Consider the following 25,093-nt stretch of genomic DNA (forward strand, 5'->3'; position numbering starts at 1 on the left):
CCGCGCATCCGCTGCACCCCTGAACCAAGAAAGGGACCACAACGTGTCCACGACCATCTGGCAGTCAGAAATCGCCCGCATCGGACCCGACGCGAACGACATGTTCGAGGGCGGCGTCTACATCCTCTTCGGCGAACCCGTGCCGGACGCCCTCGCCGAGGTCAGCCTCGTGCACAAGGGGCACACGGGAGAGTTCGTGCCCGTGCAGGCGGGTGACGAGTTCGTGATCGGCGACGAGGCGGTCACGGTCACCGCGGTCGGCGACCTCGCCAACCCGAACCTGCAGGAACTCGGCCACGTCGTGCTCTACCTGAACGCGGAAGACACCGCGCTCCTCCCCGGCGCCATCCAGGCGACCGGCTCCCTCTCCACACCCACCGAAGGCGCATTCGTCAGCGTGCGCCGGAACGAGGCCTAGATCATGGACTGGAGATTCCCCGCCGTCCTCGTGCTCGCACTGGTCCTGAGCATGGTCATGTCCGGCGTCCAGATGCGCGCCTACATGGGCCAGGTCAACGAGATCGCGAAGGCCAACGCCGGCAAGAACCTGAACCTCGTGAGCGGCCGCGGCAAGGGCGCCTTCCGCGGCGCGATCGCCGTGCTGCTCGTCGACCCCACGACCCTTGAGGTCGTCGAGGCCCGCGCGCTCGTCGGCTTCAGCGTCTTCGGCCGCCTGAAGCCGGCCCCCGACCTCGAGGGGCCGCTGAAGACGGTCTTCGACCGTGCGGCGGCCCGCCACAAGCACCTCGGAACGGCCGTGCGCCAGGCCATCAGCATGCTGCCTCACCAGCTGCGCGCGCAGGTCCAGCTGCCGCCCGTGAAGGGCAAGGCCAAGCGCGGTCAGCCGCCCGCCATCAAGGGCGCCGCGCCGAAGCAATTCGCCGGCCTCTCCCGCGTCAGCAACTAGCCCCGTATCAGCCACCAGGCCCACGACCCAAGCACCAAAGGAACGCACATGAATTACACGCAGCGCCTCATCCAGCGCGAAGCCGAGCTTGGCCGACCCATCCGCGTCGGCGTGGTCGGGGCAGGTCAGATGGGCTCAGGCCTCATCGCCCAGATCGAACGCGCCAAGGGCATGGAAGTCGCCGTCGTCGCCGACATCGCCGTCCAGCGCGGTGTGGATGCGTACACTCGCGCCGGCCGCACCGACGTGCAGGTCGAGAACGACCTCGCCGTCGTCGCCGAGCACATCGAGGCCCGCCGCCCCGTCGTCATCAACGACGGCCTGCTCATCCCGAAGCTCCCCGTCGACGTCGTCCTCGAGGTCTCCGGCGTCACCGAGATCGCCGCGCAGGTCGCCTACGCGTCGCTCCTCGGCAAGAAGGACGTCGCGCTCATGACCGTCGAGGCCGACGTGACCGTCGGCCTGTTCCTCGCGAGCATCGCCAACGCCGGCGAGCAGGTCTACACGATCTGCCGTGGCGACGAGCCCGTCGAAGCGCTCAAGCTCGTCGAGCACGCGACCGACCTCGGCCTCACCGTCGTCGCCGCCGGCAAGGGCAAGAACAACCCCAACCGCCCCACCGACGTGCCGGAAGACGTCATGGAAGAGGCCAAGGCGAAGAACATGAACCCGCGCATCCTGTGCGAGTTCACCGACGGCACCAAGACGCAGATCGAGATGGCGTCGCTGTCGAACGCCACCGGCTTCCCCGTCAACAAGCCGGGCATGCACGGCCCCGCCGCCGACATCGCGACCCTCGCGACGACCCTCATCCCCGTCGAGGACGGCGGCGTGCTCACCTCCACCCCGGCCGTCGAGTACACCGTCGAGGGCGACGTCGCACCAGGCGTCTTCGTCGTCGTGAAGTCGGAAGACGACGTCGTCACGCACGAGCTCGACTACCTGAAGCTCGGCAAGGGCCCCTACTACGCGCTCTACCGCCCGTACCATCTCGCGTCCGTCGAGGCGATCCTCTCGATCAGCGAGGCCGTGCTCGAGCGCCGCGCCGACTTCCAGACCATCACCTGGCGCACCGAGGTCGCCTCGAAGGCGAAGTTCGACCTCACGGCCGGGACGAAGCTCGAGGGCATGGGCGGACACCACGTGCACGGCTGGGCCGTCGACGCCGACGAGGCGCGCGCCAACAACTCCATCCCGATCGGCCTCATCTCCGGCGGCATCCTGAAGCGCGACATCAAGGCGGGCGAGATCGTCTCCTACGACGACGTCGAGCTCGACGAGACCCGCCCGCTCATCGCGATGCGCCGCCTGCAGGACTCGCTCGTCGCCGCCGGAGTCATCGGCGTCTGAGGGCTTCCTCATCCTGCCGTGCCGTTGCCGCTCGGTAGGATCATGTGAACCGGACCACCGGTGCCGCGCCTCGCGTGCGGCACCGGGACGGCTCCCGAACGGTGCGGATGCACGGCTCGGGAGCCGTGGTCGTCCGGCCTCGCCTGCACGCAGGACGCGGGTCGACCACGAGACCGGGGCAGACGGAACGGGAGCGAGCAGTGCCGCGAATCGCTCCGCAGCCGGACCGGCGCGAGCCGCCGCACGCCGCACGAAGCGCCGCACCACGACGAAGGAGCAGACGAGATGCCAGCACCTCGCAACGCCGAGACCCTCGTCCGAGCGGCGCGCCTCTACTACCTCGACGGGCTCTCCCAGAGCGACGTCGCGAACGCCCTCGGCGTCTCCCGGGCGAGCGTCTCCCGCATCCTCTCGGCAGCCCGTGACCAGGGCATCGTCGAGATCCGCATCCACGACCCGCACGTCGTCGGCCGCGTGAGCGAGCTCGAGCAGCAGATCGTTGACGCGTTCGGCGTGGGCGCCGCCGTCGTCGTCGCGAACCTGCCCGGCCGGCATCCGCTCGACGTGGTAGCTGGAGCGGCCGCCGACTACTTCGCGGAACGAGTGCCATCCGTCGGTTCGGTCGGCCTCAGCTGGGGCAAGTCGATCGACGCGTTCGTCGAGCAGATCCACGTCGAATCCACAGGGCGCGCGCTGACCCTCTGCCCGCTGGTGGGCGGCATGCCCTTCGACTCCGGGCCCGCCGGCAACACCGCCCTCGAGCGCCTGTCGCAGAAGTCGGGTGCGAAGGCGTTCCGCTTCGAATCGCCAGCCGTCGTCGAGTCGCCGCAGACCTGGGCGGCCCTCACGCGCGAGTCGTCGATCTCCTCCGCGATCAAGCGGGCGACGGATGTACAGCTCGCGTTCGTCGGCATCGGCTCGTACGGCCTCCACGCGTCGCGGCACATCGTCTCCGCCATGCGCCTCAGCGACGACGAGCGTGCGGACCTCGACGCGCAGCAGCCGGTCGGCGACATCTGCGGCCGCTTCTTCGACGCATCCGGTCGCGCCCTCGGCTCGCCCGTCTCGGAGCGCGTCATCGGCATCACGCTCGAGCAGCTCGCCGCCATACCCGAGGTCGTCGGCTTCGCGGCCGGCGCCGAGAAGGCCCCGGGTGTCGCGGGATCCCTGCACACAGGCGCCCTCGACAGCGTCATCCTCGACGAAGACCTCGCCCGCGCCCTCGTCGAACTCGTGTAAGCGAGCGGCCGCAGCTGCTGCTGCCGCGCGACCGCAGCAGCGCTGCCGCACCGCCGTGCCGCCGCTGCCGCGCCGCCGCCGGCCGCATTGCCGCTACCGCATTGCGGTTGCCGGTGCTGCCGGGTCGATCTGCGCTGGTGGCTGCGGTTCCGGGTTCGGTGCGAACGCTGCCAGTCAAGTAGCCCTTTTGCGCGGCCTGGCTGCCATCGCTGCCAGCGATGTGGCCCTTTTCGCGCGGGCTTTGGGCCATTCGACTGGCAGCGTTCAACGCGCAGGCTGCGCAGTCGCGCGGAGTCGGGGCTCGTGGCAGAGCACAGAGCACAGCGCACAGAGCCAAGAGCACAGGATGCAGAACGACGCCGGCCGATCGCGCCGCTGACGGGGGAGTCAGGGCGAGATCGACCGGCGGTGTTGGTGCGCCGACATCGTCGGCGGCGTTCAGGAGCGAGGAAGCCGGGGCCTACTCGCCCATGACGACGACCTGGCACTTGCGCGAGCGGGCGCGAGTGCGGTCGAAGTCGACGAAGTAGATGTAGCCGGTGACCCCGACGCCGAGCTTGCCGTCGATGACCGCGAACACCTCGCTCGAGCCCAGGATCGTCGCCTTGATGTGCGCCTCCGCGTTGAGCAGCGCCGTCTTGTCGCCGCCGGGCAGGTACACCTCGGCGTCCGGCCACGACTCGACGTCTGCGTAGTGCTCGGGCCCCGGGTAGCGGTACTCGCCCTCGGGGGGTACGGCCGTCTGGTTCGGGGCGATGCGGTTCAGGACGTCATCGAGGTCGGCCTGCAGGAACTCGGTGCCGTCGTCAAGGCGGTCGTGCACGAACTCCTCGAAGAAGACGGCGCACGTCGTGTGGGGCGAGATGACGGTGACCGTGCCGGTCGTGATGCCACTCGCCGCGATCGCCTCCTTCACCTCGGCGGTGACGTCGATGTAGCTGGGGGTGCCGCCGTGTGACTGCAGCTGGAGGGTGGTCTGGGTGACGGTCATCGGGGTTCCTTCGTGGTCGTGGATGCGCGTGCTTCGACGAACGCACGGATGTCGGTGGATGCGGTGGGTGAGCGGATGCGCGGCGTCGCTCAGGCGCCCGGTCGCAGCGCCTGGATGAACTCGGCGACGTCACTCTCGACCTGCGCCGACACGGCCTTCGCGACCTTGGGGAACAGGATCGTGTTGGGCTCGTCTGCGGCCCGGAGCGCAGCATCCAGTGCCGCCTTCGCCGCGTACGTGTAGTAGTTGATCTTGCGGACGCCGCGGGTGATGGAGCGGTGGTACTCGTCGAGGGTGAGGCCGGAACCGCCGTGCATGACGATGGGCACGCCCGTCGCGTCGCGCAGCTGCTCGATGAGCGCGTAGTTGAGCTTCGGCTCCTGGTGGTACATGCCGTGCACCGTGCCGAACGAGGCGGCGAGCGCCGTGACACCGGTGCGCTCGACGAACTCCTTCGCCTGGGTCGGCTCGGTGTAGAGGGTCTCGTCGGCGATGCCCTGGCTCGGGTCGCCGTTCTCGTTGCCCGTCATGACGCCGAGCTCGCCCTCGACGCCGACACCGCGTTCCTTCGCGAGCTTCACGACCTCGGTGGTGCGGGCGACGTTCTCCTCGTAGGGGAGCGTGGAGCCGTCGATCATGACTGAGTTGAAGCCGATGTCGAGGCCGCGGGCGATGTACTCGATGTCCTCGCCGTGGTCGACGTGCAGCACGAACGGGGCTTCGCTGCGCGTCGCGAGCGCGAGCATGGCGGGCCCGATGTCGTCGATCGAGAGGGTGCTCTCGTGCACCTGCGCGTGCTGCAGGATGACGGGAACGCCGGCCTTCTCGGCTGCCGCGATGGTGCCGAGCAGCCCCTCGAAGTAGGGGGTGTTGACCGCCGCGATGGCGATGTTGTTCTTCTGTGCGTAGCGGAGCGCTTCGTCGAGTCCGATGAGCATGCGTGGATCTTCTCTCTGGTGCCCTGGTTGGGGGAGCGGGTCAGTTGGCGGGGGAGGCGGACGTCTGCGCGTCGCGGTGGTCGGCGAGCGCATGGAACATCTCGGTGAGGATCTCGCGCCAGTCGGGGTGCTTGATGATGCCGCTTGTGCCGCCCGAGCAGTCGGCGCCCTGCTGGAGGACGCGCGTGATGTCGGCGCCGCGGCTCACGCCGGCAGCTTGCACGACGAGGATCGACGGGTCGACGTTCTTCACGATCTGGGTGGTGCGCTCGATGTAGTCGCCCGCATCCATCTGCCCGGTGCCGATGTTTGCGGTCGGCTCGCAGATCATGCCCGACGGGTCGAGGTCGGCGACGGCCCGGCACTGCAGGTCGGAGTCGGCGCAGACGATGGTTGCAAGACCGACCTCTTCGCAACGGCGCATCGTGGCGTCGAGGTCGGCCAAGGTGAGGGGGTGCTCGGCGTGGTTGAGCACGACGGCCTTGACGCCGGCCTCCGCGAGGCCCTCGGCGAGGATGTGGCCCATGCCGCGGCCCGGCACGATCGGGTCGACGTGCTGGGCCGTGACGCAGAGGTTCGTCGTCTCGGCGACGACGGACCGCAGGTCGATGTGCTGCGCGGTGAAGACGACGTCGATGTCGAACGCGCCGGCCAGCTCGTCGGTGAGGTGGGCCAGCTTCATGAGCTCGCTGCCCGTCAGGTAGGCCTTCGGGTTGACGATGAGAAACGGGCTCCGTACAGGGATGGGGACAGCCATTGTCAGTTGCTCCTAGCGGATGAATGCACAAAGTTGCACTATAGATCGTACGAACGTGCAGTGAGGCAAGTATCGCATCCGCGGAACGCAACTGGCAAGGCTTCGGATGCGGGACCTCGCGAGCAGCGCCGTTCGTCCCGATCTCGTCCCAGGTGCCGCGAATAAACTGGCCCCTCACACTTGGATCAGGGAGCCACATGACTCGCGAACCCGTCTACTCATTTGCGATCGGGGTCGGCCGCACGGTGTTCGCCGCGCTTCGGGTTCGCCAGACGGCCCGCGGCGCGCAGCACATCCCAGACACGGGCGGCGCCGTCATCGCGATGACCCACTTCGGGTACCTCGAGTTCGCCCTCGTCGAGTGCGCAACCTGGATGCACAACCGGCGGCGCATCCGCTTCATGGCGAAGCAGAGCGTCTTCGAGAAGCCCGTCGTCGGCAGGCTCATGCGCAGCATGCGGCACATCCCGGTGAACATGAAGGCGGGTGCCGACGCGTTCGCAGCGGCCGCGACCGCGCTACGCGACGGCGAGCTCATCGGGGTGTTCCCCGAGGCGGGCGTCAGCGCGTCGTTCACGATCCGCGACTTCAAGACCGGGGCGGTGCGCCTCGCCGCCCAGGCCGGGGTGCCGATCATCCCCGTCGCTGTGTGGGGCGGACACCGGCTGCTCACGAAGAACCGCAAGATCAGCATGAGGGAGCGCCTCGGCATCCCCGTGCACTTCTCGTTCGGTGCGCCCATCCACGTCACTGCCGGTGAGGACCCGGCCGTCGCCACAGCGAAGCTCAAGTCGACGATGGAGGCGCTCCTCGGCGAGCTCCAGTCGAGCTACCCGGAAGACGGCACCGGCAAGTGGTGGCAACCCCGCGCACTCGGCGGCACGGCCCCCACGCCAGAGGAAGCCGCGGCCGCCGACGCCGCGCGCGACCTCAAGCGCGAAGCGGCCCGGGCCGCGCAGGCCGCGCAGAAGTAGGACGCGCGTAGGCCCTGGGTCGCGGTCGCGGCGCGCGGCGCGGTCGTCGCTGCGAGGGGTGGCGGGCCGGCACAGCTTGACCAACTCGCGTGACGGATGGGCGCATCCAGGCCCGGAACCGCGTCCGGCGGGGCGTTCGTCACGGATGTTGGCCGGGCGCTCGAGGGCTGCGGGCGCTGGTGCGGCCGCGGTGATCTGCGGCTGCGGTGGCTGCGGCGGTGCGGTTACCCGCGCTCCCTGTCCAACATGAGTGCAGTATTGGCCCATCCGAGGCGGAAACCGGGCTGAGGGCCGGAAATCGCACTCATGTTGGACAGTGATCGGCGGCAGACGGACCCCGGTGCCAGACTTGGCGCATGAACCGTGAGCAGCCCGGAACCCTGATGAGCATCGGCGAGTTCTCGCGCTACTCGGGGTTGAGCGTGCGCATGCTGCGGCACTACGCGGATCGGGGCGTGCTCGCGCCGGCCGAGGTCGACGAGTTCAGCGGGTACCGACGCTACGCACCCGGTCAGCTGCAGGACGCGGGGCGGGTGCGGATGCTCCGCGACTCGGGGTGCGGGATCCCGGCGATCGCCGAGCTCCTGCCGCTCTTCGACTCGCCTGACCTGCTGCGGCTTCGGCTGCAATCGCACCTCGACGGGCTGAAGGCAGAGGCACGACGGGTGGCCGAGCAGCAGGCGCTCGCAGTGAACCTGCTTGGGGAGCTCGAGGCGCGAGCGCGGCGGCTGGACGTCGTCGAGCGCACGTTCCCGGCGCTGCGCGTGCTCTACCTGCGGCGGACCGTCGCCGACTACCCGTCTGAGGGGTCACTCTGGGGCAACTTCCGCGGCCCGGTCGCCGAGCTCACCTCCCGCGACCCGGAGGCCTTCGGCGACGTGGGCGGTGCCACCTACTTCGACGATGAGTACCGCGATGCCGACGTCGAGATGGCGATCTGGCGCGAGTACCGCGGCGCCTCCGTACCGGATGGGTACGAGGTCGTCGAGCTTCCCGAGCAGCGCGTCGCCACCGTCACGCACCGGGGCGGCTTCGAGACGATCAACGAGGCGACTGCCACCGCGGGTGCCTGGGTTGCCGATCAGCAGCGCACGAGAGTCGGGCCGATCTTCAACGTCTACGTGCGCGGCCCCGGCCGCGACCCGAACCCCGAGAACTGGGTCACCGAGGTGAACGTGCCGATAGCGGCGTGAGGTCTGCCTGGCGCAGCCTTCTCGCGAGTCGGCCCAACGGGTTGTTATCACCGCGCCTTGATGACCGTTTGAGACGACTCGCGGCGATGCGCGCACCCGCCGAGCGCCTCGCTTGACTCTCACACTGTGTGAGACCTCACGCTCGGATCACCGGCCCACGATGCCGGCGCCGCCGCCAAGGGTGCGGCGGCAGATCCGAACGAGAGGACAACGACCATGTCGAACACTGTGAACTACTTCGAGATCGGAACCACCGACCCGGAGGCCGCGAAGGCCTTCTATGGCGACACCTTCGGCTGGACGTTCGGGTCGCTCGAGCCCGGCGGCTACGGGATGATCGACGGCGCGGGCAACGGCGGCGGGCTCTGGGATTCGAACACCGTCGGCGGGGGCAGCTGGGCCGTGTTCTACGTCGAGGTCGAGAGCATCGGGGCGAAGCTCGAGCAGGCCGCGGCGAACGGTGCCGAGATAGTCATCCCGCTCGTCGACAACGGCAGCATCAAGTTCGCGCACCTCCGTGACCCGCTCGGCAACCGCTTCGGCGTCTGGCAGCGCAAGGAGCAGGGCTGAGCTCCGCCGTGCCTTCGTAGCCAACTCGAGCGCAGTATCCGGCGCCGGCGCTATCGGCGCTGCTGCGCCTCTCTGCCGCTGTCCAACTTCCGTGATGGATGCCGGCATCCACAACCCAAGCGGAGCTCGCGGCCCCATTCGTCACGGAAGTTGGTCAGCCGTCACTGATGTTGGTCAGCGCTGCAGGAGATGGAGGCGGCTGACCATGCGGAACGCGTCGGCGCGACCCGCGGCGGCGGCAACAAACTCGTCGAACGAAGCGTCGGCGTGGAAGTGTGCCTCGATGTCGTAGTCGACGAGCACGTCGACGGCGTTCACAAAGCGCTGCTGCGGATCACGTCCGACGGATGCGAGGAGGGGAACGTCCAGCACGTGCCACGTGTCGAAGTCGCGCGCCCACTGCAGGTACTCGAGCGAGGATGTCTTCACGATGAACAGCTCCGCGAACGTCGCCCACAACTCGCGGCCGCGCACGGCCGTGACCTCGAAGGCACGGCCGCCGAGGTCGAGCGACGTCGCCTCAACCGGCGACGGCCGTGTGGCACCGGACGCGAGGTCCGGCCCCACAGCAGAATCTCCGACTGCGCGGCCAGCGGCGGCGGATACGGCGCTCGGCACGTGAATCCATGACCCGGTCGCGAATCCGCGACGCTCGACGGTGTCTGCGCGCGAGCGACGGTAGTCGACGCCGCCAGCGAGCTCGACGACGTCGAGCTCGCGCTCGATGAGCTCGATGCCGGGCTCGAAGATGTGGTGGTAGACGGGGCTCGGGAGGAGGCCGTGCGGCGGGTAGTTCGAGGTCGCGACGACCGTGATGCCGTGCTCGAGCGCGAACCGCAGCAGACCGGTGAGCAGCGTCGCATGGCCGGGGTCGTGCACGTGGAACTCGTCGAACAGCAGCAGGTGAGCATCGCCGATCAATTCCTCGACGGCGTTCGCGAAGACGCTGTCCGAGCCGCGGTTCGCGAAGATGCGCGAGTGCAGCTCGTTGAAGAACGAGTGGAAGTGGACGCGCAGCTTTCGCTCGATCGGGACCGCGTCGTAGAACGCGTCGAGCAGCCAGGACTTACCGCGGCCGGCCGGCCCCCACAGGTAGAGGCCGCGCGGAGTCGCCGATTGGTCAGGAGCGGCGGTGACGTGATCTGCCTCGTCCTCGCCGGGATGGGTCTCCCCGGCCGAAAGCGCCTCGCGCTCGACGATCTGCGCGCCGAGGCCCGCGAGACGCAGGGCGACCATCCGCTGCCCGCCGTCAAGCGCGAAGCCGGCCGAGGCGGCTGAGGCGACGATGGCCTCGAAGACTCCGGTCGCAGCTTCGTTCGCTCCCGCGCCAGCAGTTTCGGGATGGGTTTCTCGCTTCGGGATGGGAAACAACCCATCCCGAAGCGAGGAACTCATCCCGAGACTCAAAGCGCGGCGGTCCTTAGGAGATCGCAGCCGCGACGGCGGCGGAGATCGGCGCGGAGTTCGGCCCGACGACGTCGCCGAAGCGCTTCGGCAGCGTCGCGCCGCGCGCCTCGGAGAGCTCGGCGAGCGTGAACTCGAAGAGGCCCTGGACCTCGAGCTTCGCGTCGACACCCGTGCCGTCGCTCACGCCGACGCGGGTGACGGGGAAGTCACGCGCCTCGCACATCGCCTGGAAGCGCACGTCGTCGTCGTGCGGGACGGAGACGAGGATGCGCCCAGCCGACTCGCTGAACAGCGCGGTAGCCGCATCCACCCCCTCCTTCTGCATGAGACCGTCGAGCACGATGCGCGCGCCGACGCCGAAGCGGGTCGAAGACTCGACGATCGCCGCCGCGAGGCCGCCCTCGGAGAGGTCGTGCGCCGAGGTGAGGAGGCCCTGCTGGCCTGCTCCGATGACGAGGTCGGCGAGTGCCTTCTCGCGCTCGAGGTCGACCTGCGGGGGCAGCCCGCCGAGGTGACCGTGCACGACGTCGGCCCAGATGGAGCCGGACAGCTCTTCGAGCGTCGTGCCGAGGAGGTAGAGGTTGTCGCCCTCCTCCTGCCAGCCGGACGGGACGCGGCGGGCCACGTCGTCGATGAGGCCGAGCACGGCGACGACAGGCGTCGGGTGGATGGGCACGTCGCCGGTCTGGTTGTAGAACGACACGTTGCCGCCCGTGACGGGGATGCCGAGCTCGAGGCACGCGTCGGCGAGGCCCTCGACGGCCTGCGCGAACTGCCACATGACCTCGGGGTTCTCGGGGCTGCCGAAGTTGAGGCAGTCGGAGACGGCGGCTGGGCGTGCACCCGTGGCTGCGACGTTGCGGTACGCCTCGGCGAGGGCGAGCTTGGCGCCCGCGGACGGGTCGAGCTGCGCGTAGCGGCCGTTGGCGTCGAGGCTGATCGCGAAGCCGAGTCCGGACTCCTCGTCGATGCGCACCATGCCGGCGTCCTCCGGCGTGCCGAAGGCCGTGTTGCCGAGCACGTAGCGGTCGTACTGCTGCGTGATCCACTCGGGGTCGGCGAGGTTCGCCGACGAGATGAGGGCGAGCACCTGCTCGCGGAGCTCCTCGCCAGACTGCGGGCGGGGGAGTGCGGATGCGGTGTCAGCCTGCAGCGCGTCGATCCATGCCGGGTAGGCGACGGGGCGGTCGTAGACGGGGCCGTCGATCGCGACGGTGCGCGGGTCGACGTTCACGATCTCCACGCCGCGCCAGTTGATGACGAGGCGGCCGGTGTCGGTGACCTCGCCGAGGACGCTCGTCTCGACGTCCCACTTGTCGACGATCGCCATGAACGCGTCGAGCTTGTCGGGGGCCACGACCGCCATCATGCGCTCCTGGCTCTCCGACATGAGGATCTCCTCAGCCGTCAGGTTCGGGTCACGCAGGAGCACCTTGTCGAGCTCGATGTACATGCCGCCGTCGCCGGCCGCGGCGAGCTCGCTCGTCGCGCAGGAGATGCCGGCAGCGCCCAGGTCCTGGATGCCCTCGACGACCTTCTCGCGGAACAGCTCGAGGCAGCACTCGATGAGCACCTTCTCGGCGAACGGGTCGCCGACCTGGACGGCGGGGCGCTTCGTGGGGCCCTTCTCGTCGAACGAGTCGGAGGCGAGGATGGAGGCACCGCCGATGCCGTCGCCACCCGTGCGGGCGCCGAAGAGCACCACCTTGTTGCCGGCACCACGCGCGTTCGCGAGGTGCAGGTCCTCGTGGCGGAGCACGCCGACCGCGAGAGCGTTGACCAGCGGGTTCGCCTGGTAGACGCTGTCGAACCACGTCTCGCCGCCGATGTTCGGCAGGCCGAGGCAGTTGCCGTAGAAGGAGATGCCGCTCGTGACGCCATGCACGACCCGCGCCGTGTCGGCTTCGTCGATGGCGCCGAAGCGCAGCGCATCCATGACCGCGACCGGGCGGGCACCCATCGAGATGATGTCGCGGACGATGCCGCCGACACCGGTCGCGGCTCCCTGGAACGGCTCGATGTAGGAGGGGTGGTTGTGCGACTCGACCTTGAAGGTCACCGCCCAGCCCTCGCCGGCGTCGATGACACCCGCGTTCTCGCCCATGCCGACCATGAGGTTCTTCTTCATCTCGTCGGAGACCTTCTGGCCGAACTGGCGCAGGTAGTTCTTCGAGGACTTGTAGGAGCAGTGCTCCGACCACATGACCGAGTACATGGCCAGCTCGCCCGACGTGGGGCGGCGACCGAGGATCTCGCGGATCTTGTCGTACTCATCAGGCTTCAGTCCGAGGGCGCCGTACGGCTGCTCCTTCTCGGGAGTCGCCTTCGCGTTGTCGACGGTGTCCGGGACGTGGGTGGTCTGGCTGCTCACTGGCGAGGCTCCTTCTGGCGGCGCGATGCGGAGAAGTCGGGGCGTGTCCGCACCGGACGAGTCTACGGCGTTCGCGGGCGCCCGCGCGAAGGGGTGTGGATGGACGCTGGCGGCGCGGTCCGTCGCGGGGCTGCTAGACCAGCCGCACGTCGCAGCCGGCCGCGCGCAGTCCCTCGACGTCGCCCGCGTCTGCCTCGGTGCCCGTGATGAGGCTCTCGAACTCGTCGAGGCCGCCGATCACGCCGACGTGGGCGCGGCCGAGCTTGCTGGCGTCGGCGACGACCACCGAGCGGTCGGCTGCGTGGAGCATGGCCCGCTTGAGCTCGGACTCCGGCAGGTTCACGTTGGTGACGCCCGCGCCGACCTGCACGCCCGTGCAGCCGATGACGGCCAGGTCGGTGTGGATGCGCTCGAGCATCGCGGATGCGTACGGCGCGACGAGCGAGTGCTGCAGAGGCCGGAGGGTGCCGCCGGTCACGACGACCGTGAAGCGGGGGATGGCCGACTCGAGGGCGAGCGCGATCGAGAGGCCGTTCGTGATGATGACGACGTCGTCGAGATCCTCCCGCGCGAGCAGTGCCTCGGCGACGGCCGTGGTCGTCGTCCCGACATCGAGGAGCACGCTGGAGCTGCTCGTGACGAGGGCTGCCGCGGCGGTGCCGATGCGGCGCTTCTCGTCTGCGGCACTCTGCTGCGCGGTCTCGAAGGAGGTCTCGAGGCCGGCGGGCCCGCGGCCGAAGATCGCACCGCCGTGCACGCGACCGAGGAGCCCTTCGCGCTCGAGCGCGGTGAGGTCCGAGCGAACCGTGACCTCCGAGACGCCGAGCTCGCGGCTCAGATCCGCGACCCTGGCGAAACCGGTACGTTTGACGAGCGCGACCACGTCGGCTCTGCGCGCCTCCGCGGGGCGGTCTGGGGTCGTCTCGTTGTTCACCACGATCCACAGCTTACGCCTTCGCAAGCGGATTGGCGCTTGACTTTCGAAAACGAAAGTGGCGTAATCGGAGCGTGCACTCCCTCACGAACAACATCGTCAAGCGCGAGACGCTGCTCTCCGACGGCCGCGAGCTCATCTACTTCGACGACGCCGACACGACCCTCGACCCCGAGCGCGCCCTCGACAGCCGCATCCCCGCCGACCGTCCTCCGGTCGCCGAGATGCGCCAGGACCCGCTCACCGGTGAGTGGATCTCCATCGCAGCGGCCAGGCAGAACCGCGTCATGCTGCCGCCCAAGCACCTCGACCCCCTGGCGCCTTCGAGCCCGGCGAACCTCACCGAGGTGCCGAGCAACTACGACGTCGCCGTCTTCGAGAACAAGTCGCCCTCCTTCGGTCCGACGCTCGCCGGCGACGGCTTCAGCCCCGAGGGCGAGCTCGAGGAGCTCGCATCCCTCGGCCTCGGCCGCACGAAGCCGTCGATCGGCCGCTGCGAGGTCGTCTGCTTCAGCCCCGAATCGGAGGGGTCATTCGCCTCGCTCTCCCTCTCGCGCGCTCGCACGGTCGTCGAGGCATGGGCCGACCGCACCGCCGCGCTCTCGCAGCTGCCCGGCGTGCAGCAGGTCTTCCCGTTCGAGAACCGCGGCAAGGACATCGGCGTCACGCTGCACCACCCGCACGGCCAGATCTACTCGTACCCCTACGTCACGCCGCGCACCGCTGCGCTCATCCGCTCCGTCGAGAAGTACGGGCCGACGCTGTTCCAGGACATCCTCGATTTCGAGCAGGCCTCCGAACGGGTGCTCATCCGCGGCGAGCACGTCACGTTCTTCGTGCCGTTCGCCGCGCGGTGGCCGCTCGAGGTGCACATGCTCCCGCACCGCCACGTTGCCGACCTCGCCGAGACGACGCCGGAGGAGCGCGACGAGATCGCCCGCGAGTACCGCCGCGTGCTGCGCGCTCTCGACGCGATCTACGACACCCCGACCCCCTACATCGCCGCGTGGCACCAGGCGCCCGTCAACTCGCATCGGGATGACGTCAGGCTCATGCTGCAGATCACCTCCCCTCGGCGTGCGGAGGACAAGCTCAAGTTCCTCGCCGGTTCCGAGTCGGCGATGGGCGCCTTCATCGGCGACGTCCCGCCGGAAGCCACGGCGGGCCTCCTGCGCGCGGCCCTCGCGAAGGTGGACGCAGCGTGACCCGGCCTGAGCTGGTGACGGCGGCGACGGATGCGTTCGCGCGCATCCACGGTGGCGCACCCGACGGCCTCTGGTCGTCGCCGGGTCGAGTGAACCTCATCGGCGAGCACACCGACTACAACGAGGGCTTCGTGTTCCCGTTCGCGATCAACCGGCACACGGTGGTCGCCGCGAGGCTGCGCGAGGACCGGATGGTCCGCGTCTCGAGCGGCCTCCGCGACGGCGTCGAGGAGGTCGCCATCGACGATCTGGCGCCGGATGCGCTGAGCGGCTGGTCCGCGTACGCGCTCGGGGTCATCTGGGCCGCGGGCCAGCTGGGCGCCGACCTCAGCGAAGCCCGGGGGCTCGACCTGCACGTCGAGTCGGATGTGCCCCTCGGGGCTGGGCTGTCCTCATCCGCCGCCCTCGAGGGGGCCGTTGCGGTCGCGATCGACGAGCTGTGGGGCCTCGGGCTCGACCGCCGGACACTCGCTCGCATCGGGCGCCTCGCCGAGAACGAGGCCGTCGGCGCCCCGACCGGCATCATGGACCAGTCGGCCGTGCTCCTCGGTCAGCGCGACTCGGGGGTGCTACTCGACTGCCGTTCGCTCGAGTCGACCATCGTGCCCCTCGCGTTCGAGGAGCAGGGGCTTGCGGTGCTCGTCATCGACACCCGCGTCGAGCATGCCCACGCCAACGGCGGCTACGCCGAACGGCGCGCCTCGTGCGAGCGCGGGGCCGCTGGCCTGGGCGTCTCGTCGCTGCGCGACGTGAGCGTCGACGACCTTGAGCGCGCCGAGCAGGTCCTGGATGAGGAGACGTTCCGCCGCGTGCGGCACATCGTCACCGAGAACGCGAGGGTTCTCGGTGTCGTGGAGGCGCTCCGCGACAGCGGCCCGCGCAGCATCGGCCCGCTGCTCGCCGAGTCGCACGCATCGATGCGCGACGATTTCGAGATCTCCGTGCCGGAGCTCGACCTCGCTGTATCGACGGCCGTCGCTGCAGGGGCCATCGGCTCACGCATGACGGGCGGCGGCTTCGGGGGAGCGGCGATCGCGCTCGTGGAACGCGACGACCTCGCGTCCATCTCGCAGAGCATCCACGAGGCCTTCGCCGCCGCCGGGTTCACGGAGCCGGCGACGTTCGAGGTGCTGCCGTCCCAAGGCGCCGCCCGCGTCTGAGGCGGCCCCTGGGCGTGTGCTGTGCCCGGCGGTTTCTGGCCGGTCGGGCGCGGCGCTAGCGCTTGCTCCGCCGGCGGGGCGCTCGCATCTCCGGCGCAGACGTTGGGGTTGTGCACTGCTGCTTGCGCCGTGGGTGCGCCCTCCATGGGTCTGCGCGCGTACCGCGCTTCCCGGCACAGACGTGGGGCTTGCGCATCCGCTCGCCGCCGGACGGATGCGCGGGGCCCAGGTCAGGTCGCGCGCCGGGCCTTCCCCGCGCAAATGTCGGGGTGCGCACCGCCAGAACGCAATGCGGATGTGTTTGCCGCAGGTTTGTGCGCGTGATCCGGCGTTCCGCCGCAGACATTTGGCTTGCGCATGCGCTGAATGCCACGCGGATGCGTTTGCCACAGGTCTGTGCGCGTGACCCGGCCTTCCGCCGCAGACGTCGGGCGTGCGCACCGGCTGCACGCCCAGCGGCTGCGCACGCCACAGGTCTGCGCGCGGGGGCCGTGCCTCTCCTGCGCAGACGTGGGGCCCTGCACAGACGTCGGGCACGCGCATCCGCTCGCCGGCACGCGGATGCGCGCGGCCCAGGTCTGCGGCTCGGTCGCTCCCTCTACTCGCGCGGGGTGAGCGACACGATGAGGTCGGTGCGCAGGTCGTCTGGGTTCATATCTGGGCTCGGCTCGGTGACGTAGATCTCGACCATCGAACCGGGGGCCTCGCCGGAGTCGGCGACATCCTGCATCAGGCGACCCCACGATTCGCCGAGGCCGTCGAACGAGCCGAGGTGCGTGGCACCGGCCGCCGGACCGGCTGGCAACCAGGAATTCTGGATGGCGATGTCGCCGACGATGATCTTCTCCCGCACCGACTCGGTGACGGGGAAGCCGATCTCCACGTCGAAGGTCTGCGACGGGTCCCCGTGGTAGACCGCCAGAGCGGGCCCCGCCGGATGCACCTTGTCGGCGCCGATCGCGGCCCCTATCGCCTGGAAGGTCGTGTCGAAGAGCGCGCGCAGGTCGCCCATGCTGACGTTGTCGTAGCGCGCGACCGCGAGGGGGACGGCGGTCAGCTCGAAGCGCTCGACGCCTTGGCGGGGCGATTCGGGCAGCGGAAGTGTGTCTGGCATGGTGTCCTCCTCGACGTCCCGCGCAGGCGGGGGCAGATGCTTGACGCCAACCTAGGGCAAGTAGCCGTATGCCGACGCCAGGTTCGGTGTTCTCGCGGGAACTTCTCCACAAGGACCGGAACTCGACGCGCTCGGTGCGCGGCCGAGGCGCTACGATCGCGCAGGTGACGCGCCGGCGCAGGAGACGGTCGGGTGGATGCGCCACCGGAACCACGAGAGACACGAGCTGCGCATGAACACCGTCGAGAACAACGGCATCGACACCGGGGCGACGCAGAAGCGGCCGCTTGCGCGGGCGCTCACGGCCCGGCACATCCGCTTCATGGCGCTCGGCTCGGCGATCGGAACGGGCCTCTTCTACGGCTCGTCGGCCGCGATCCAGGCCGCAGGCCCCGCCGTGCTGCTCGCGTACATGATCGCCGGCGCCGCCGTCTTCATGGTGATGCGTGCGCTCGGCGAGATGACCGTGCGTCACCCCGTGACCGGCTCGTTCGGGCAGTTCGCGAACCGCTACCTCGGCGCGCGCTGGGGCTTCATCACCGGCTGGACGTACGCGTTCGAGATGATCGTCGTCGCGATCGCCGACGTCACCGCCTTCGGCGTCTACATGGGCTTCTGGTACCCGGACGTCGCGCGCTGGGTGTGGATCGTCGCCGTCATCCTCTTCATCGCCGCCATCAACCTGCTCGGCGTGCGCGCATTCGGGGAGCTCGAGTTCTGGCTCGCCCTCGTCAAGGTCACGGCGATCATCGCCATGATCGCGGGTGGCATCGCGATCATCATCTTCGGCTTCAGCAACCAGTCACCGGATGCGTCCGGCATCGGCGCGCTCTTCAACCCGGCGACGGGCGGCTTCTTCCCGATGGGCATCGAGGGAGTCATCGCCTCCTTCGCGATCGTGGTCTTCGCGTTCGGCGGCATCGAGATCATCGGCATCACGGCGGGTGAAGCGCAGGACCCGAAGCGCGTCATCCCGAAGGCCATCAACAGCGTGCCGCTGCGCATCCTCCTCTTCTACGTGGGCGCGCTCGCGGTCATCATGATGCTCGCGCCGTGGAACACGATCACGGGAGACGCGAGCCCGTTCGTCTCGATCTTCGACGGCCTCGGGATCCCCGCCGCCCCGAACATCCTGAACTTCGTGGTCATCACGGCAGCGCTCTCGGCCATCAACTCGGACGTGTTCGGGGCCGGCCGCATGATCTACGGCCTCGCCGAGCAGGGGCAGGCGCCGCGCGTGTTCCTGCGCGTCTCGAGGAACGGCGTGCCGTGGGCGACGGTCGCGCTCATGGTCGCGGCGCTCGCGGTCGGCGCGTGGATGAACGCCGTGATCCCCGAGGACGTGTTCCTCGTGATCGCGTCCATCGCGACGTTCGCGACGGTGTGGGTGTGGATCATGATCGTCTGCTCGCACATCGCGATGAAGCGGGACATCGCACGCGGCGGCCGCAGCGCATCCGAGTTCCCCGTGCCGCTGTGGCCGTACGCGTCGTGGGCGACGCTCGGGTTCCTCGTGTTCGTGCTCGGCGTGCTCGGCTGGTTCGAGAACACGCGCGTCGCCCTCGTGGTCGGAGCCGTCTGGTTGGCGCTGCTGCTCGTCGCCTACCAGTTCGCCGTCGGCACGGCCGGCAAGCGCCGCGCCGACCTCGTCGACGAGACGCGAGCAGTGGAGGTGCAGGCCGGCGGGCCTACGCCGCAAGTCAAGGGCACCCCGCGCGACTGACCCGCCCCGATACGATGGGGACGCACACTCCCGGCACGACAGACGACTGAGGCGCCAGATCTTGCAATTCATCTCAACACGCGGCGGCACGCTCGGCGCATACTCCGACGTTCTCCTCGAGGGCCTCGCCCCGAACGGCGGGCTCGCCGTCCCGGAGCTGCTGCCGCAGTTCACGAACGACGACCTCGAGCGGTGGCGGCCGCTCGATTACGCCGGTCTCGCGACCGAGGTGCTCGCGCTGTTCGCGACCGACATCCCCCGCGAAGACCTCGAGCAGCTGACGGCGCACGCCTACGGCGAGGGCCGCTTCGCCTCCGAGGATGTCGTCCCGCTGCAGAAGCTGGATGCGCAGCTCACGCTCGTGGGCCTGTCCGAGGGCCCGACCCTCGCGTTCAAGGACATGGCCATGCAGTACCTGGGCCAGACCCTCGACTACGTGCTCGCCAAGCGCGACCGCGTGCTCAACGTGCTCGGCGCGACCTCGGGCGACACCGGCTCGGCCGCGGAGCACGCCCTGCGCGGACGCGAGCGCGTCTCCGTCTTCATGCTCTCCCCGCAGGGCCGCATGAGCGCGTTCCAGCGCGCGCAGATGTACTCGCTGCAGGACGAGAACGTGCACAACATCGCCGTCAAGGGCGTCTTCGACGACTGCCAGAACCTCGTGAAGCGCCTCGCGGAAGACATCGACTTCAAGCGCGGCAACAACATCGGCGCCGTCAACTCCATCAACTTCGGCCGCATCTCGGCCCAGATCGCCTACTACGTGTGGGCGTGGCTGCGAGCCACCGACGAGCTGTCGGCGGATGCTCGCGACGGCTTCGAGGTGTCGTTCGCGGTGCCGTCCGGCAACTTCGGCAACATCCTCTCCGGCCTGTACGCGAAGCTCATGGGCCTGCCCGTGCGCAAGCTCGTGCTCGCCGTCAACGAGAACAACGTGCTCGACGAGTTCTTCCGCACGGGCTTCTACCGCCCGCGCAACGCCGAGAACACGCTCGCCACGTCGAGCCCCTCGATGGACGTGTCGCGCGCGTCGAACCTCGAGCGCTTCGTGTTCGAGCTGCTCGGTCGCGACGGAGGGCGCACGGCAGCCGCGTGGAGCGAGCTGGCCGAGACGGGCGAGATCGACCTGTCGGTGGCGCAGCACACGTTCGAGCCGCTCTTCGGCATCGTCAGCGGAACGAGCACCCACGCCGACCGTCTCGCGACGATCCGCAGCGTGCACGACGCATCCGGCGTCACGATCGACCCGCACACGGCCGACGGCGTGAAGGTCGCGCGCGAGCATCTCGAGGACGGCGTTCCCATGCTCGTGCTCGAGACCGCGAAGCCGCAGAAGTTCGCCGACACGATCTCCGAGGCGCTCGGCGCCGAGGTCGAGGTCGACGCGGAGACGCGGGCGCTCCTCGACGCGCCCCAGCGGGTCGTCGAGCTCGACGACGACGAGCAGCTCCTGCGCGACTTCATCGCGGAGCGCGTGCTGCGCTAACGCCCAGCCCCATCCGGGCGTAGACGGATGGAAAATGCATGCTCCTTGCACCGGGAGCATGCATTTTTCGTAGGTCTGCGCCGCAGCGGGCGGGTGCGGGAGGCAGTCGCGCGCGGGAGCGCCCGTGAGCCGCTTACTTGTAGTGGTGCTCCCCGCGGGCGGCCTTCTCGACGACGTCCTGGATGCGCGCGGCGCGGATCGCTGGCGTCTTGATGCCGGTGATGCGGAAGATGACCTGGAAGCGCTCCTGCTTCTTCATCGCCTCGAAGAAGGCGAGGGCGGCTGGGTTCGCGTCGAGTGCCGCCTGCAGGTCGGCGGGCACCACTGCGTCCTTGACCCGGTAGGCGGCGTCCCAACGGCCGTCGGCCTTCGCCCGCTCGATCTCCGCGAGGCCGCCCGGCTGCATCCGTCCCTCTTCGATGAGGCGGGCCACGTGCCCGACGTTGATCTGCGACCACGGGCTGTTCTTCCGCCGTGGCGTGAACGCCTGCAGCATGTAGTCGTCGTCGAATCGCGCCGACTGGCCGTCGATCCACCCGTAGCAGAGCGCCACTTCGAGCGCCTCCTGCCAGGTGATGCCCGGCGCCTTCGAGAGCTTCTTGCGCAGCTTCAGCCGCACGCCGCCGTCGTCGGGGTCGGCGGCGAGAAACGCCTCCCACTGCTCGATCGTGAACTCGTGGATGGGTTTGTCGGCAAAGCTCACCATGCCGTCATCCTAGGAGGCCGTCGGACAGGCTGGCGCCGTCCAACTTCCGTGATGGATGCGCCCCACCGGCGTGCAATCGCCGCTACAGGTTCGTTTCGTCACGCAAGTTGGCCGGCGGCGCTCACCGAGTCCAGAAGTGGGCTCGCGGGGCCGAGCCAGGGCTCAGCGCGCGCTACCCACTGTGGGGTGCCGCGCCTCGAGGTCGGCCCGGGCCGCGGCGTCGATGGGGCGCGTGGCGTGGCCCCGCAGGAGGAAGAACAGCTTGGCGGTCTCCTCGAGTTCTTCGAGCGCATCCATTGCGGCCGTCACGCTCGACCCGGCGACGACGGGGCCGTGGTTGCTGAGGAGCAACGCGCTGTGCGTCCGGGCGGTGGTCTCGGCGAGCTGCTCCAGGCTCGAGTCGCCCGGCGCGCGGTAGGGCAGCAGCGGCAACCGGCCGACCCGCATGACGAAGTAGGCGGTGAGCGGGGGGAGCGCGTTGGCGGGGTCGAGGCCGTCGAGGCAGGAGACTGCAGCCGAGTAGGTGGAGTGCGTGTGCACGACGGCGTTGGCATCTGGCCTCGCGCGCAGGACGGCGGCGTGCAGGAAGGCCTCTTTCGTGGGGGCGGGGCCGTCGATGTGGCGACCTGCCGAGTCGATCACCGCGAGCGCGTCGGGGTCGACCTGGCCGAGGCTGACGCCCGTCGGGGTCACGAGGATGCGCTCTCCGGCGCGTACGCTCACGTTGCCGGTGCTGCCGTGCGTGAGGCCGCGCGAGAAGAGCGAGCGCGCCGCATCCGCGAGCTGCTCCCGGGGGTGACGCTCATCGGCAGGTTCGACGAGCTGGGCGGGACGGTCCGTGCTCGCGGGACTCGCTGTGCTCCCTGTGCTCCCTGTGCTCATCTTGCGACCACGTCCTGCTCGAGGGCCTCGGCGAGGAAGCCGACGTCGCCGAAGTTGCCTGACTTGAGGAGGAGCGAGATCGGCGTCTCGTCGACCGTGTGGATCCAGGGCACGCCGGGCGCGATCTCGGCGCCGATGAGTGCCCCCTGGATGCCGAGTGAGGTCACGACGGCTCCCGAGGTCTCGCCGCCCGCCACGATGACTCGCGCTGTGCCTCGGGCGCGCAGTCCCACCGCGATGAGGCCCATGGCGGTCTCGAGGATGTCGGACGCCGTTCCCGTGCCGAGCGCGTCCTGCACTGCGCGGAGCTGCTCCGGCGGCAGCGAGGAGTAGAAGAGGGGCTCCTTGACCGTGTCGAGCTCGTCGAACCAGCGCAGCGCATCGTCGGCGAGTGCGTGAGGGTTCTGCGTGTGCAGGGCGTCGAGCTGGAACGAGGGGTGGCCGTGTGACTGCAGCACGGCGATCTGCTGCAGGGTGCGTGCGGAGCAGCTGCCGGCGAGCACCGCGGCGGCTCCTGGTGCTGGCAGCAGCTCGGCGGTGAGTTCGAGTTCGGCGAGGGTTGCGGTCGGTGTCTCGGAGGTGGCGGCTGCGAGCCCTCGAGCGAGGCCGGCCGCACCGGTCAGCAGCGGGTCGTGGATGCAGGCGCGGCCGATCTCGATCAGGTCGTCCTCGGTCAGGGCGTCGATAACGGCGTAGCTTCGCGTATCCGCGACAGCCAGTGCGTCGAGGCGTTGGCGCAGGTGGATGCTCCCGCTGCGCACGTCGCGCAGGTCCAGGAGTTCGACGCGGGCGTCGGTCTGCGCCTGAAGCAGCCTTGGCACGGACGAGTCGGTCATCGGCGTGAGCGGATGGTGGCGAAGCGGCGACTCGTCGAGACGCTGCCGGTCGACGAACAGGTGGCCCATGTACTGCGTCCGCAGGTGCTCGGGCGAGCTGGGGACGGCGACGGTGACGTGGGACCCGACGAGCGCGGCCAGTGCGTCCGCGACCGGGCCGATGTTGCCCTCGGGCTTGGAGTCGAAGGTCGAGCAGTACTTGAAGAAGAGCTGCCTCGCACCGTGGGCGAGCAGCCACTCCGCTGCGGCCATCGATTGGGTGACGGCATCGGCCGGAGCGAGCGTTCTGGTCTTGAGTGCGATGACGATGGCGTCGTGCTCGGGCAGCGATACGACCGGGTCGGGTGCGCCGAAGTAGATGAGCGTGCGGAGTCCGCCCTGCCTGAGCGCGACGGCGACGTCGGTGCCGCCCGTGAAGTCGTCGGCGATTGCGCCGATCATGCCGGCTGCTCCGCTTCATGGAGGCGGCTGGCCAGCAGATCGGCCGCGCTGCCGGGCGTGGAGAAGAGCGGGACGTCGAGGCGTTCGCTCAGCAGGGGCGCCGCGGGGGCCAGCGAGTACTGGGCGAGGAGGACGGCGTCGAAGGGTGCGCGGGCGCCGGCGATCGCGGCTGAGATCGTGTCGGCGAGCGCTTCCGGCCCTGCGTTAGCGGCGAGGTGCGCGCCCTCGGCGACGATGCCCACCAGCATGGGCGTGGATGTGGATGTGGGTGCGGCGTTGCCGGCCGCGGCGGTGATGCGCGAGAGTGTGTCCTCCAATGCCGACGGCTTGGGCGAGACGACGAGGATGGAACCGAAGCCCTCGGCGAGAATGGCGTCGAAAGCCGCGTCGTCAGGGGCCAGGATCGCGATGGTCTCCGTGGATGCGCGTGAGCGGGCGACGGCGCCGTACAGCGAGCACGTAAGGAGCACGCCGTCGGCGCCGCCGGCGAGAGCGTGGTCGATGAGCGCGCCCATGCGTGCCCGGAGTGCTGGAGTCAGGTCGCCAGCGTCTGCGGCGTCTTCCAGGAGGCGGTCGTCGAGGATGTTCCAGAGCTGGGCGCCGGGGATGCGCGCAGCGAGTGCGGCGTTCGCGGGTGCGATGGCGGTCGGCACGGCGCTGATGATCGCGATCCGTGGTCCGCGGGGTGTTGATGGCATGAGGTGCTCCTCAAAGGTGAGTGTGTCGTCTCTGACGCAGAGCACTCTACGCGAAAAGTGGGTTACTGGTCGACCACTTTTTTGTGGAGGTGCGGTGCGTGTGCAGGATGACGCATCCGACTCACCCGTACAGTAGGGGCATGACGACGACGCCGGACTCCAACCTCGAGGCCGCCGCCGCCCCGCGCCGTGGTCGACCGCCCAAGGCCAAGGGCGAGATCGCAGGGCTCCGCCCGGTCACCTTCGCGGCGACCGAGCCGCCGTCGAACGAGATCGCGCGGGCGATCCTCGACTACATCCTCGCGGGTCATGTGACGGCGGGGGAGAAGCTCCCCTCGGAGCGCCAGTTCAGCGAATCGTTCGGCATCGGCCGCTCGACCGTGCGGGAAGCGCTCAAGTCGCTCGGCCTGCTCGGGGTCGTCGAGTTCCGGCACGGTGGCGGTACGTACTTCCGCGGCGCCGACTCCGACCTCCTGCCGCGGGTCATCGAGTGGGGGCTCCTGCTCGGAGAGCGGCACACGACCGACCTCGTCGAGGCTCGTCAGCACCTCGAGAAGGTGACGAGCTCGCTCGCGGCCGAGCGCCGCACTGACGCCGACCTCGCCCGGATGGAGCGCTCGCTCGCTGCCATGCGATCGTCGCGCACCGCTGAGGAGTTCGTCGACGCCGACGTCGAGTTCCACCTGGCGGTCGCGGATGCGGCGGGCAACGTCGCGCTCGCGAACATGCTGCGCAGTATCGCGGCGCTCCTGCGTGTCTGGATCTCGCGCGTCATGGGTGCCGCCGAGTCGTTCGAGCCGTCCTACGCCGAGCACGTGCCGATCTTCGAGGCCATCCGCGACGGGGACTCGGCCTCCGCGCAGGCGGCCATGGACTCGCACATGCATCGAGCCGGCGGTCGTCTCGTCGACACGCTGCGTGAGGATGCTGCGGCGGAACCAGCCTCCTAGGCGCGTGCTCGCCGGGTGCGCGCCCGCCATCCCGTCGGGTGTCACGCCCGCCATTCCGCGGTGCGGACGCCCGTTGTCGGTCGCGTTCTCGCGACTTTCGAATAACTGGTTGACCAGTTGACCAGTTTCGGTAATACTGATGTCGCACGCCGAAGCTAGCGTCGCGACTCAATGACGAGGAGCAGATTTCCTCGACACCGCCGTTGATCGCATCCCCTGCCGAACGGCGTCCCGTGCCCGGCGAAGCTGGCGTGACCGATG

Annotated in this window: 23 protein-coding genes; 12 read left to right on the forward strand and 11 right to left on the reverse strand. The window is 69.5% G+C overall.

The window, feature by feature from the left end:
* The first annotated feature begins 43 nt into the window (after positions 1–43).
* The 4 genes from HDC34_RS03935 to HDC34_RS03950 all read left to right on the forward strand — a co-directional run bounded on the left by HDC34_RS03935 (position 44) and on the right by HDC34_RS03950 (position 3,496).
* Positions 44–418 carry a PTS glucitol/sorbitol transporter subunit IIA gene (locus tag HDC34_RS03935; RefSeq protein ID WP_179555944.1) on the forward strand — a complete coding sequence of 125 codons (375 nt, stop codon included), beginning with the start codon at positions 44–46 and terminating at the stop codon, positions 416–418.
* A 3-nt stretch (positions 419–421) separates the two neighbouring features.
* Positions 422–907: a transcriptional regulator GutM gene (locus tag HDC34_RS03940; protein ID WP_179555945.1), complete on the forward strand. Its 486-nt coding sequence runs from the start codon at positions 422–424 to the stop codon at positions 905–907.
* A 48-nt stretch (positions 908–955) separates the two neighbouring features.
* The gene (locus HDC34_RS03945) at positions 956–2,257 is read left to right on the forward strand and encodes an NAD(P)H-dependent oxidoreductase (protein ID WP_104310358.1); all 1,302 of its coding nucleotides are present in this window, start codon (positions 956–958) and stop codon (positions 2,255–2,257) included.
* A 285-nt stretch (positions 2,258–2,542) separates the two neighbouring features.
* A complete protein-coding gene (locus HDC34_RS03950) occupies positions 2,543–3,496 on the forward strand; it encodes a sugar-binding transcriptional regulator (RefSeq protein ID WP_104310359.1) in 954 nt (317 codons plus the stop codon).
* A gap of 460 nt (positions 3,497–3,956) precedes the next feature.
* On the opposite strand, the gene HDC34_RS03955 is transcribed toward HDC34_RS03950, so the two are convergent.
* The 3 genes from HDC34_RS03955 to HDC34_RS03965 form a co-directional block, all read right to left on the reverse strand.
* Complete coding sequence (locus HDC34_RS03955) at positions 3,957–4,487, reverse strand: YjbQ family protein (RefSeq protein WP_179555946.1); 531 nt, start codon at positions 4,485–4,487, stop codon at positions 3,957–3,959.
* Positions 4,488–4,576: 89 nt separating this feature from the next.
* On the reverse strand, positions 4,577–5,425 hold the full coding sequence (locus HDC34_RS03960; RefSeq protein WP_179555947.1) for a class II fructose-bisphosphate aldolase: 849 nt from the start codon (positions 5,423–5,425) through the stop codon (positions 4,577–4,579).
* A gap of 40 nt (positions 5,426–5,465) precedes the next feature.
* The gene (locus tag HDC34_RS03965; protein WP_179555948.1) at positions 5,466–6,182 is read right to left on the reverse strand and encodes a triose-phosphate isomerase; all 717 of its coding nucleotides are present in this window, start codon (positions 6,180–6,182) and stop codon (positions 5,466–5,468) included.
* A gap of 197 nt (positions 6,183–6,379) precedes the next feature.
* On the opposite strand from HDC34_RS03965, the gene HDC34_RS03970 reads away from it, so the two are divergent.
* The 3 genes from HDC34_RS03970 (at position 6,380) to HDC34_RS03980 (ending at position 8,919) form a co-directional block, all read left to right on the forward strand.
* On the forward strand, positions 6,380–7,156 hold the full coding sequence (locus HDC34_RS03970; protein WP_179555949.1) for a 1-acyl-sn-glycerol-3-phosphate acyltransferase: 777 nt from the start codon (positions 6,380–6,382) through the stop codon (positions 7,154–7,156).
* 356 nt (positions 7,157–7,512) lie between these two features.
* Positions 7,513–8,349, forward strand: a complete 837-nt coding sequence (locus HDC34_RS03975) for a GyrI-like domain-containing protein (RefSeq protein WP_179555950.1) — start codon at positions 7,513–7,515, stop codon at positions 8,347–8,349.
* Between the two features lie 216 nt (positions 8,350–8,565).
* The gene (locus HDC34_RS03980) at positions 8,566–8,919 is read left to right on the forward strand and encodes a VOC family protein (protein WP_179555951.1); all 354 of its coding nucleotides are present in this window, start codon (positions 8,566–8,568) and stop codon (positions 8,917–8,919) included.
* A 174-nt stretch (positions 8,920–9,093) separates the two neighbouring features.
* On the opposite strand, the gene zapE is transcribed toward HDC34_RS03980, so the two are convergent.
* The 3 genes from zapE to HDC34_RS03995 form a co-directional block, all read right to left on the reverse strand.
* Positions 9,094–10,314 carry a cell division protein ZapE gene (gene zapE, locus HDC34_RS03985; protein WP_179555952.1) on the reverse strand — a complete coding sequence of 407 codons (1,221 nt, stop codon included), beginning with the start codon at positions 10,312–10,314 and terminating at the stop codon, positions 9,094–9,096.
* A gap of 25 nt (positions 10,315–10,339) precedes the next feature.
* The gene (gene purL, locus HDC34_RS03990) at positions 10,340–12,697 is read right to left on the reverse strand and encodes a phosphoribosylformylglycinamidine synthase subunit PurL (RefSeq protein ID WP_179555953.1); all 2,358 of its coding nucleotides are present in this window, start codon (positions 12,695–12,697) and stop codon (positions 10,340–10,342) included.
* Positions 12,698–12,830: 133 nt separating this feature from the next.
* A complete protein-coding gene (locus tag HDC34_RS03995) occupies positions 12,831–13,634 on the reverse strand; it encodes a DeoR/GlpR family DNA-binding transcription regulator (protein ID WP_308807262.1) in 804 nt (267 codons plus the stop codon).
* A gap of 71 nt (positions 13,635–13,705) precedes the next feature.
* Here HDC34_RS03995 and galT point away from each other — a divergent pair, with 71 nt between their 5' ends.
* Entirely contained in the window at positions 13,706–14,836 is a 1,131-nt protein-coding gene (galT, locus tag HDC34_RS04000) for a galactose-1-phosphate uridylyltransferase (RefSeq protein WP_308807264.1), read from the forward strand.
* A gap of 14 nt (positions 14,837–14,850) precedes the next feature.
* A complete protein-coding gene (galK, locus tag HDC34_RS04005; protein ID WP_179557082.1) occupies positions 14,851–15,996 on the forward strand; it encodes a galactokinase in 1,146 nt (381 codons plus the stop codon).
* Positions 15,997–16,594: 598 nt separating this feature from the next.
* Here galK and HDC34_RS04010 read toward each other — a convergent pair.
* Positions 16,595–17,110 (reverse strand): GyrI-like domain-containing protein, encoded by a 516-nt coding sequence (locus tag HDC34_RS04010; RefSeq protein WP_179555954.1) that lies wholly within the window; start codon positions 17,108–17,110, stop codon positions 16,595–16,597.
* Positions 17,111–17,342: 232 nt separating this feature from the next.
* Between HDC34_RS04010 and HDC34_RS04015 the strand changes: the two genes are divergently transcribed.
* Together HDC34_RS04015 and thrC are read left to right on the forward strand one after the other, a co-directional pair.
* Entirely contained in the window at positions 17,343–18,833 is a 1,491-nt protein-coding gene (locus tag HDC34_RS04015; protein WP_179555955.1) for an amino acid permease, read from the forward strand.
* Between the two features lie 61 nt (positions 18,834–18,894).
* Positions 18,895–20,319 carry a threonine synthase gene (gene thrC / locus HDC34_RS04020; RefSeq protein WP_104310372.1) on the forward strand — a complete coding sequence of 475 codons (1,425 nt, stop codon included), beginning with the start codon at positions 18,895–18,897 and terminating at the stop codon, positions 20,317–20,319.
* 133 nt (positions 20,320–20,452) lie between these two features.
* On the opposite strand, the gene HDC34_RS04025 is transcribed toward thrC, so the two are convergent.
* The 4 genes from HDC34_RS04025 to HDC34_RS04040 all read right to left on the reverse strand — a co-directional run bounded on the left by HDC34_RS04025 (position 20,453) and on the right by HDC34_RS04040 (position 23,882).
* Positions 20,453–21,025, reverse strand: coding sequence for a YdeI family protein (locus HDC34_RS04025; RefSeq protein ID WP_104310373.1), 573 nt, complete (start codon positions 21,023–21,025; stop codon positions 20,453–20,455).
* 162 nt (positions 21,026–21,187) lie between these two features.
* Positions 21,188–21,907: a 3-oxo-tetronate 4-phosphate decarboxylase gene (otnC, locus tag HDC34_RS04030; RefSeq protein WP_179555956.1), complete on the reverse strand. Its 720-nt coding sequence runs from the start codon at positions 21,905–21,907 to the stop codon at positions 21,188–21,190.
* Positions 21,904–23,184, reverse strand: a complete 1,281-nt coding sequence (otnK, locus tag HDC34_RS04035) for a 3-oxo-tetronate kinase (protein WP_179555957.1) — start codon at positions 23,182–23,184, stop codon at positions 21,904–21,906. Before otnK ends, otnC begins: the two co-directional genes overlap by 4 nt.
* The gene (locus HDC34_RS04040; protein WP_179555958.1) at positions 23,181–23,882 is read right to left on the reverse strand and encodes a hypothetical protein; all 702 of its coding nucleotides are present in this window, start codon (positions 23,880–23,882) and stop codon (positions 23,181–23,183) included. The genes otnK and HDC34_RS04040 overlap by 4 nt, the downstream gene beginning before the upstream one ends.
* A gap of 140 nt (positions 23,883–24,022) precedes the next feature.
* Here HDC34_RS04040 and HDC34_RS04045 point away from each other — a divergent pair, with 140 nt between their 5' ends.
* Positions 24,023–24,832 carry a FadR/GntR family transcriptional regulator gene (locus HDC34_RS04045; RefSeq protein WP_179555959.1) on the forward strand — a complete coding sequence of 270 codons (810 nt, stop codon included), beginning with the start codon at positions 24,023–24,025 and terminating at the stop codon, positions 24,830–24,832.
* Positions 24,833–25,093 lie beyond the last annotated feature (261 nt).

Origin of the sequence: Pseudoclavibacter sp. JAI123 (genome assembly GCF_013409665.1) — a bacterium.
Classification (GTDB): Bacteria; Actinomycetota; Actinomycetes; order Actinomycetales; family Microbacteriaceae; genus Pseudoclavibacter.

Coding starts and splice junctions, on each gene's coding strand:
- HDC34_RS03940 (WP_179555945.1), top strand. CDS start 422: ATGGACTGGAGATTCCCCGCCGTCCTCGTGCTCGCACTGGTCCTGAGC.
- HDC34_RS03945 (WP_104310358.1), top strand. CDS start 956: ATGAATTACACGCAGCGCCTCATCCAGCGCGAAGCCGAGCTTGGCCGA.
- HDC34_RS03950 (WP_104310359.1), top strand. CDS start 2,543: ATGCCAGCACCTCGCAACGCCGAGACCCTCGTCCGAGCGGCGCGCCTC.
- HDC34_RS03955 (WP_179555946.1), bottom strand. CDS start 4,487: ATGACCGTCACCCAGACCACCCTCCAGCTGCAGTCACACGGCGGCACC.
- HDC34_RS03960 (WP_179555947.1), bottom strand. CDS start 5,425: ATGCTCATCGGACTCGACGAAGCGCTCCGCTACGCACAGAAGAACAAC.
- HDC34_RS03965 (WP_179555948.1), bottom strand. CDS start 6,182: ATGGCTGTCCCCATCCCTGTACGGAGCCCGTTTCTCATCGTCAACCCG.
- HDC34_RS03970 (WP_179555949.1), top strand. CDS start 6,380: ATGACTCGCGAACCCGTCTACTCATTTGCGATCGGGGTCGGCCGCACG.
- HDC34_RS03975 (WP_179555950.1), top strand. CDS start 7,513: ATGAACCGTGAGCAGCCCGGAACCCTGATGAGCATCGGCGAGTTCTCG.
- HDC34_RS03980 (WP_179555951.1), top strand. CDS start 8,566: ATGTCGAACACTGTGAACTACTTCGAGATCGGAACCACCGACCCGGAG.
- zapE (WP_179555952.1), bottom strand. CDS start 10,314: ATGAGTTCCTCGCTTCGGGATGGGTTGTTTCCCATCCCGAAGCGAGAA.
- HDC34_RS04010 (WP_179555954.1), bottom strand. CDS start 17,110: ATGCCAGACACACTTCCGCTGCCCGAATCGCCCCGCCAAGGCGTCGAG.
- HDC34_RS04015 (WP_179555955.1), top strand. CDS start 17,343: ATGAACACCGTCGAGAACAACGGCATCGACACCGGGGCGACGCAGAAG.
- HDC34_RS04025 (WP_104310373.1), bottom strand. CDS start 21,025: ATGGTGAGCTTTGCCGACAAACCCATCCACGAGTTCACGATCGAGCAG.
- otnC (WP_179555956.1), bottom strand. CDS start 21,907: ATGAGCACAGGGAGCACAGGGAGCACAGCGAGTCCCGCGAGCACGGAC.
- otnK (WP_179555957.1), bottom strand. CDS start 23,184: ATGATCGGCGCAATCGCCGACGACTTCACGGGCGGCACCGACGTCGCC.
- HDC34_RS04040 (WP_179555958.1), bottom strand. CDS start 23,882: ATGCCATCAACACCCCGCGGACCACGGATCGCGATCATCAGCGCCGTG.
- HDC34_RS04045 (WP_179555959.1), top strand. CDS start 24,023: ATGACGACGACGCCGGACTCCAACCTCGAGGCCGCCGCCGCCCCGCGC.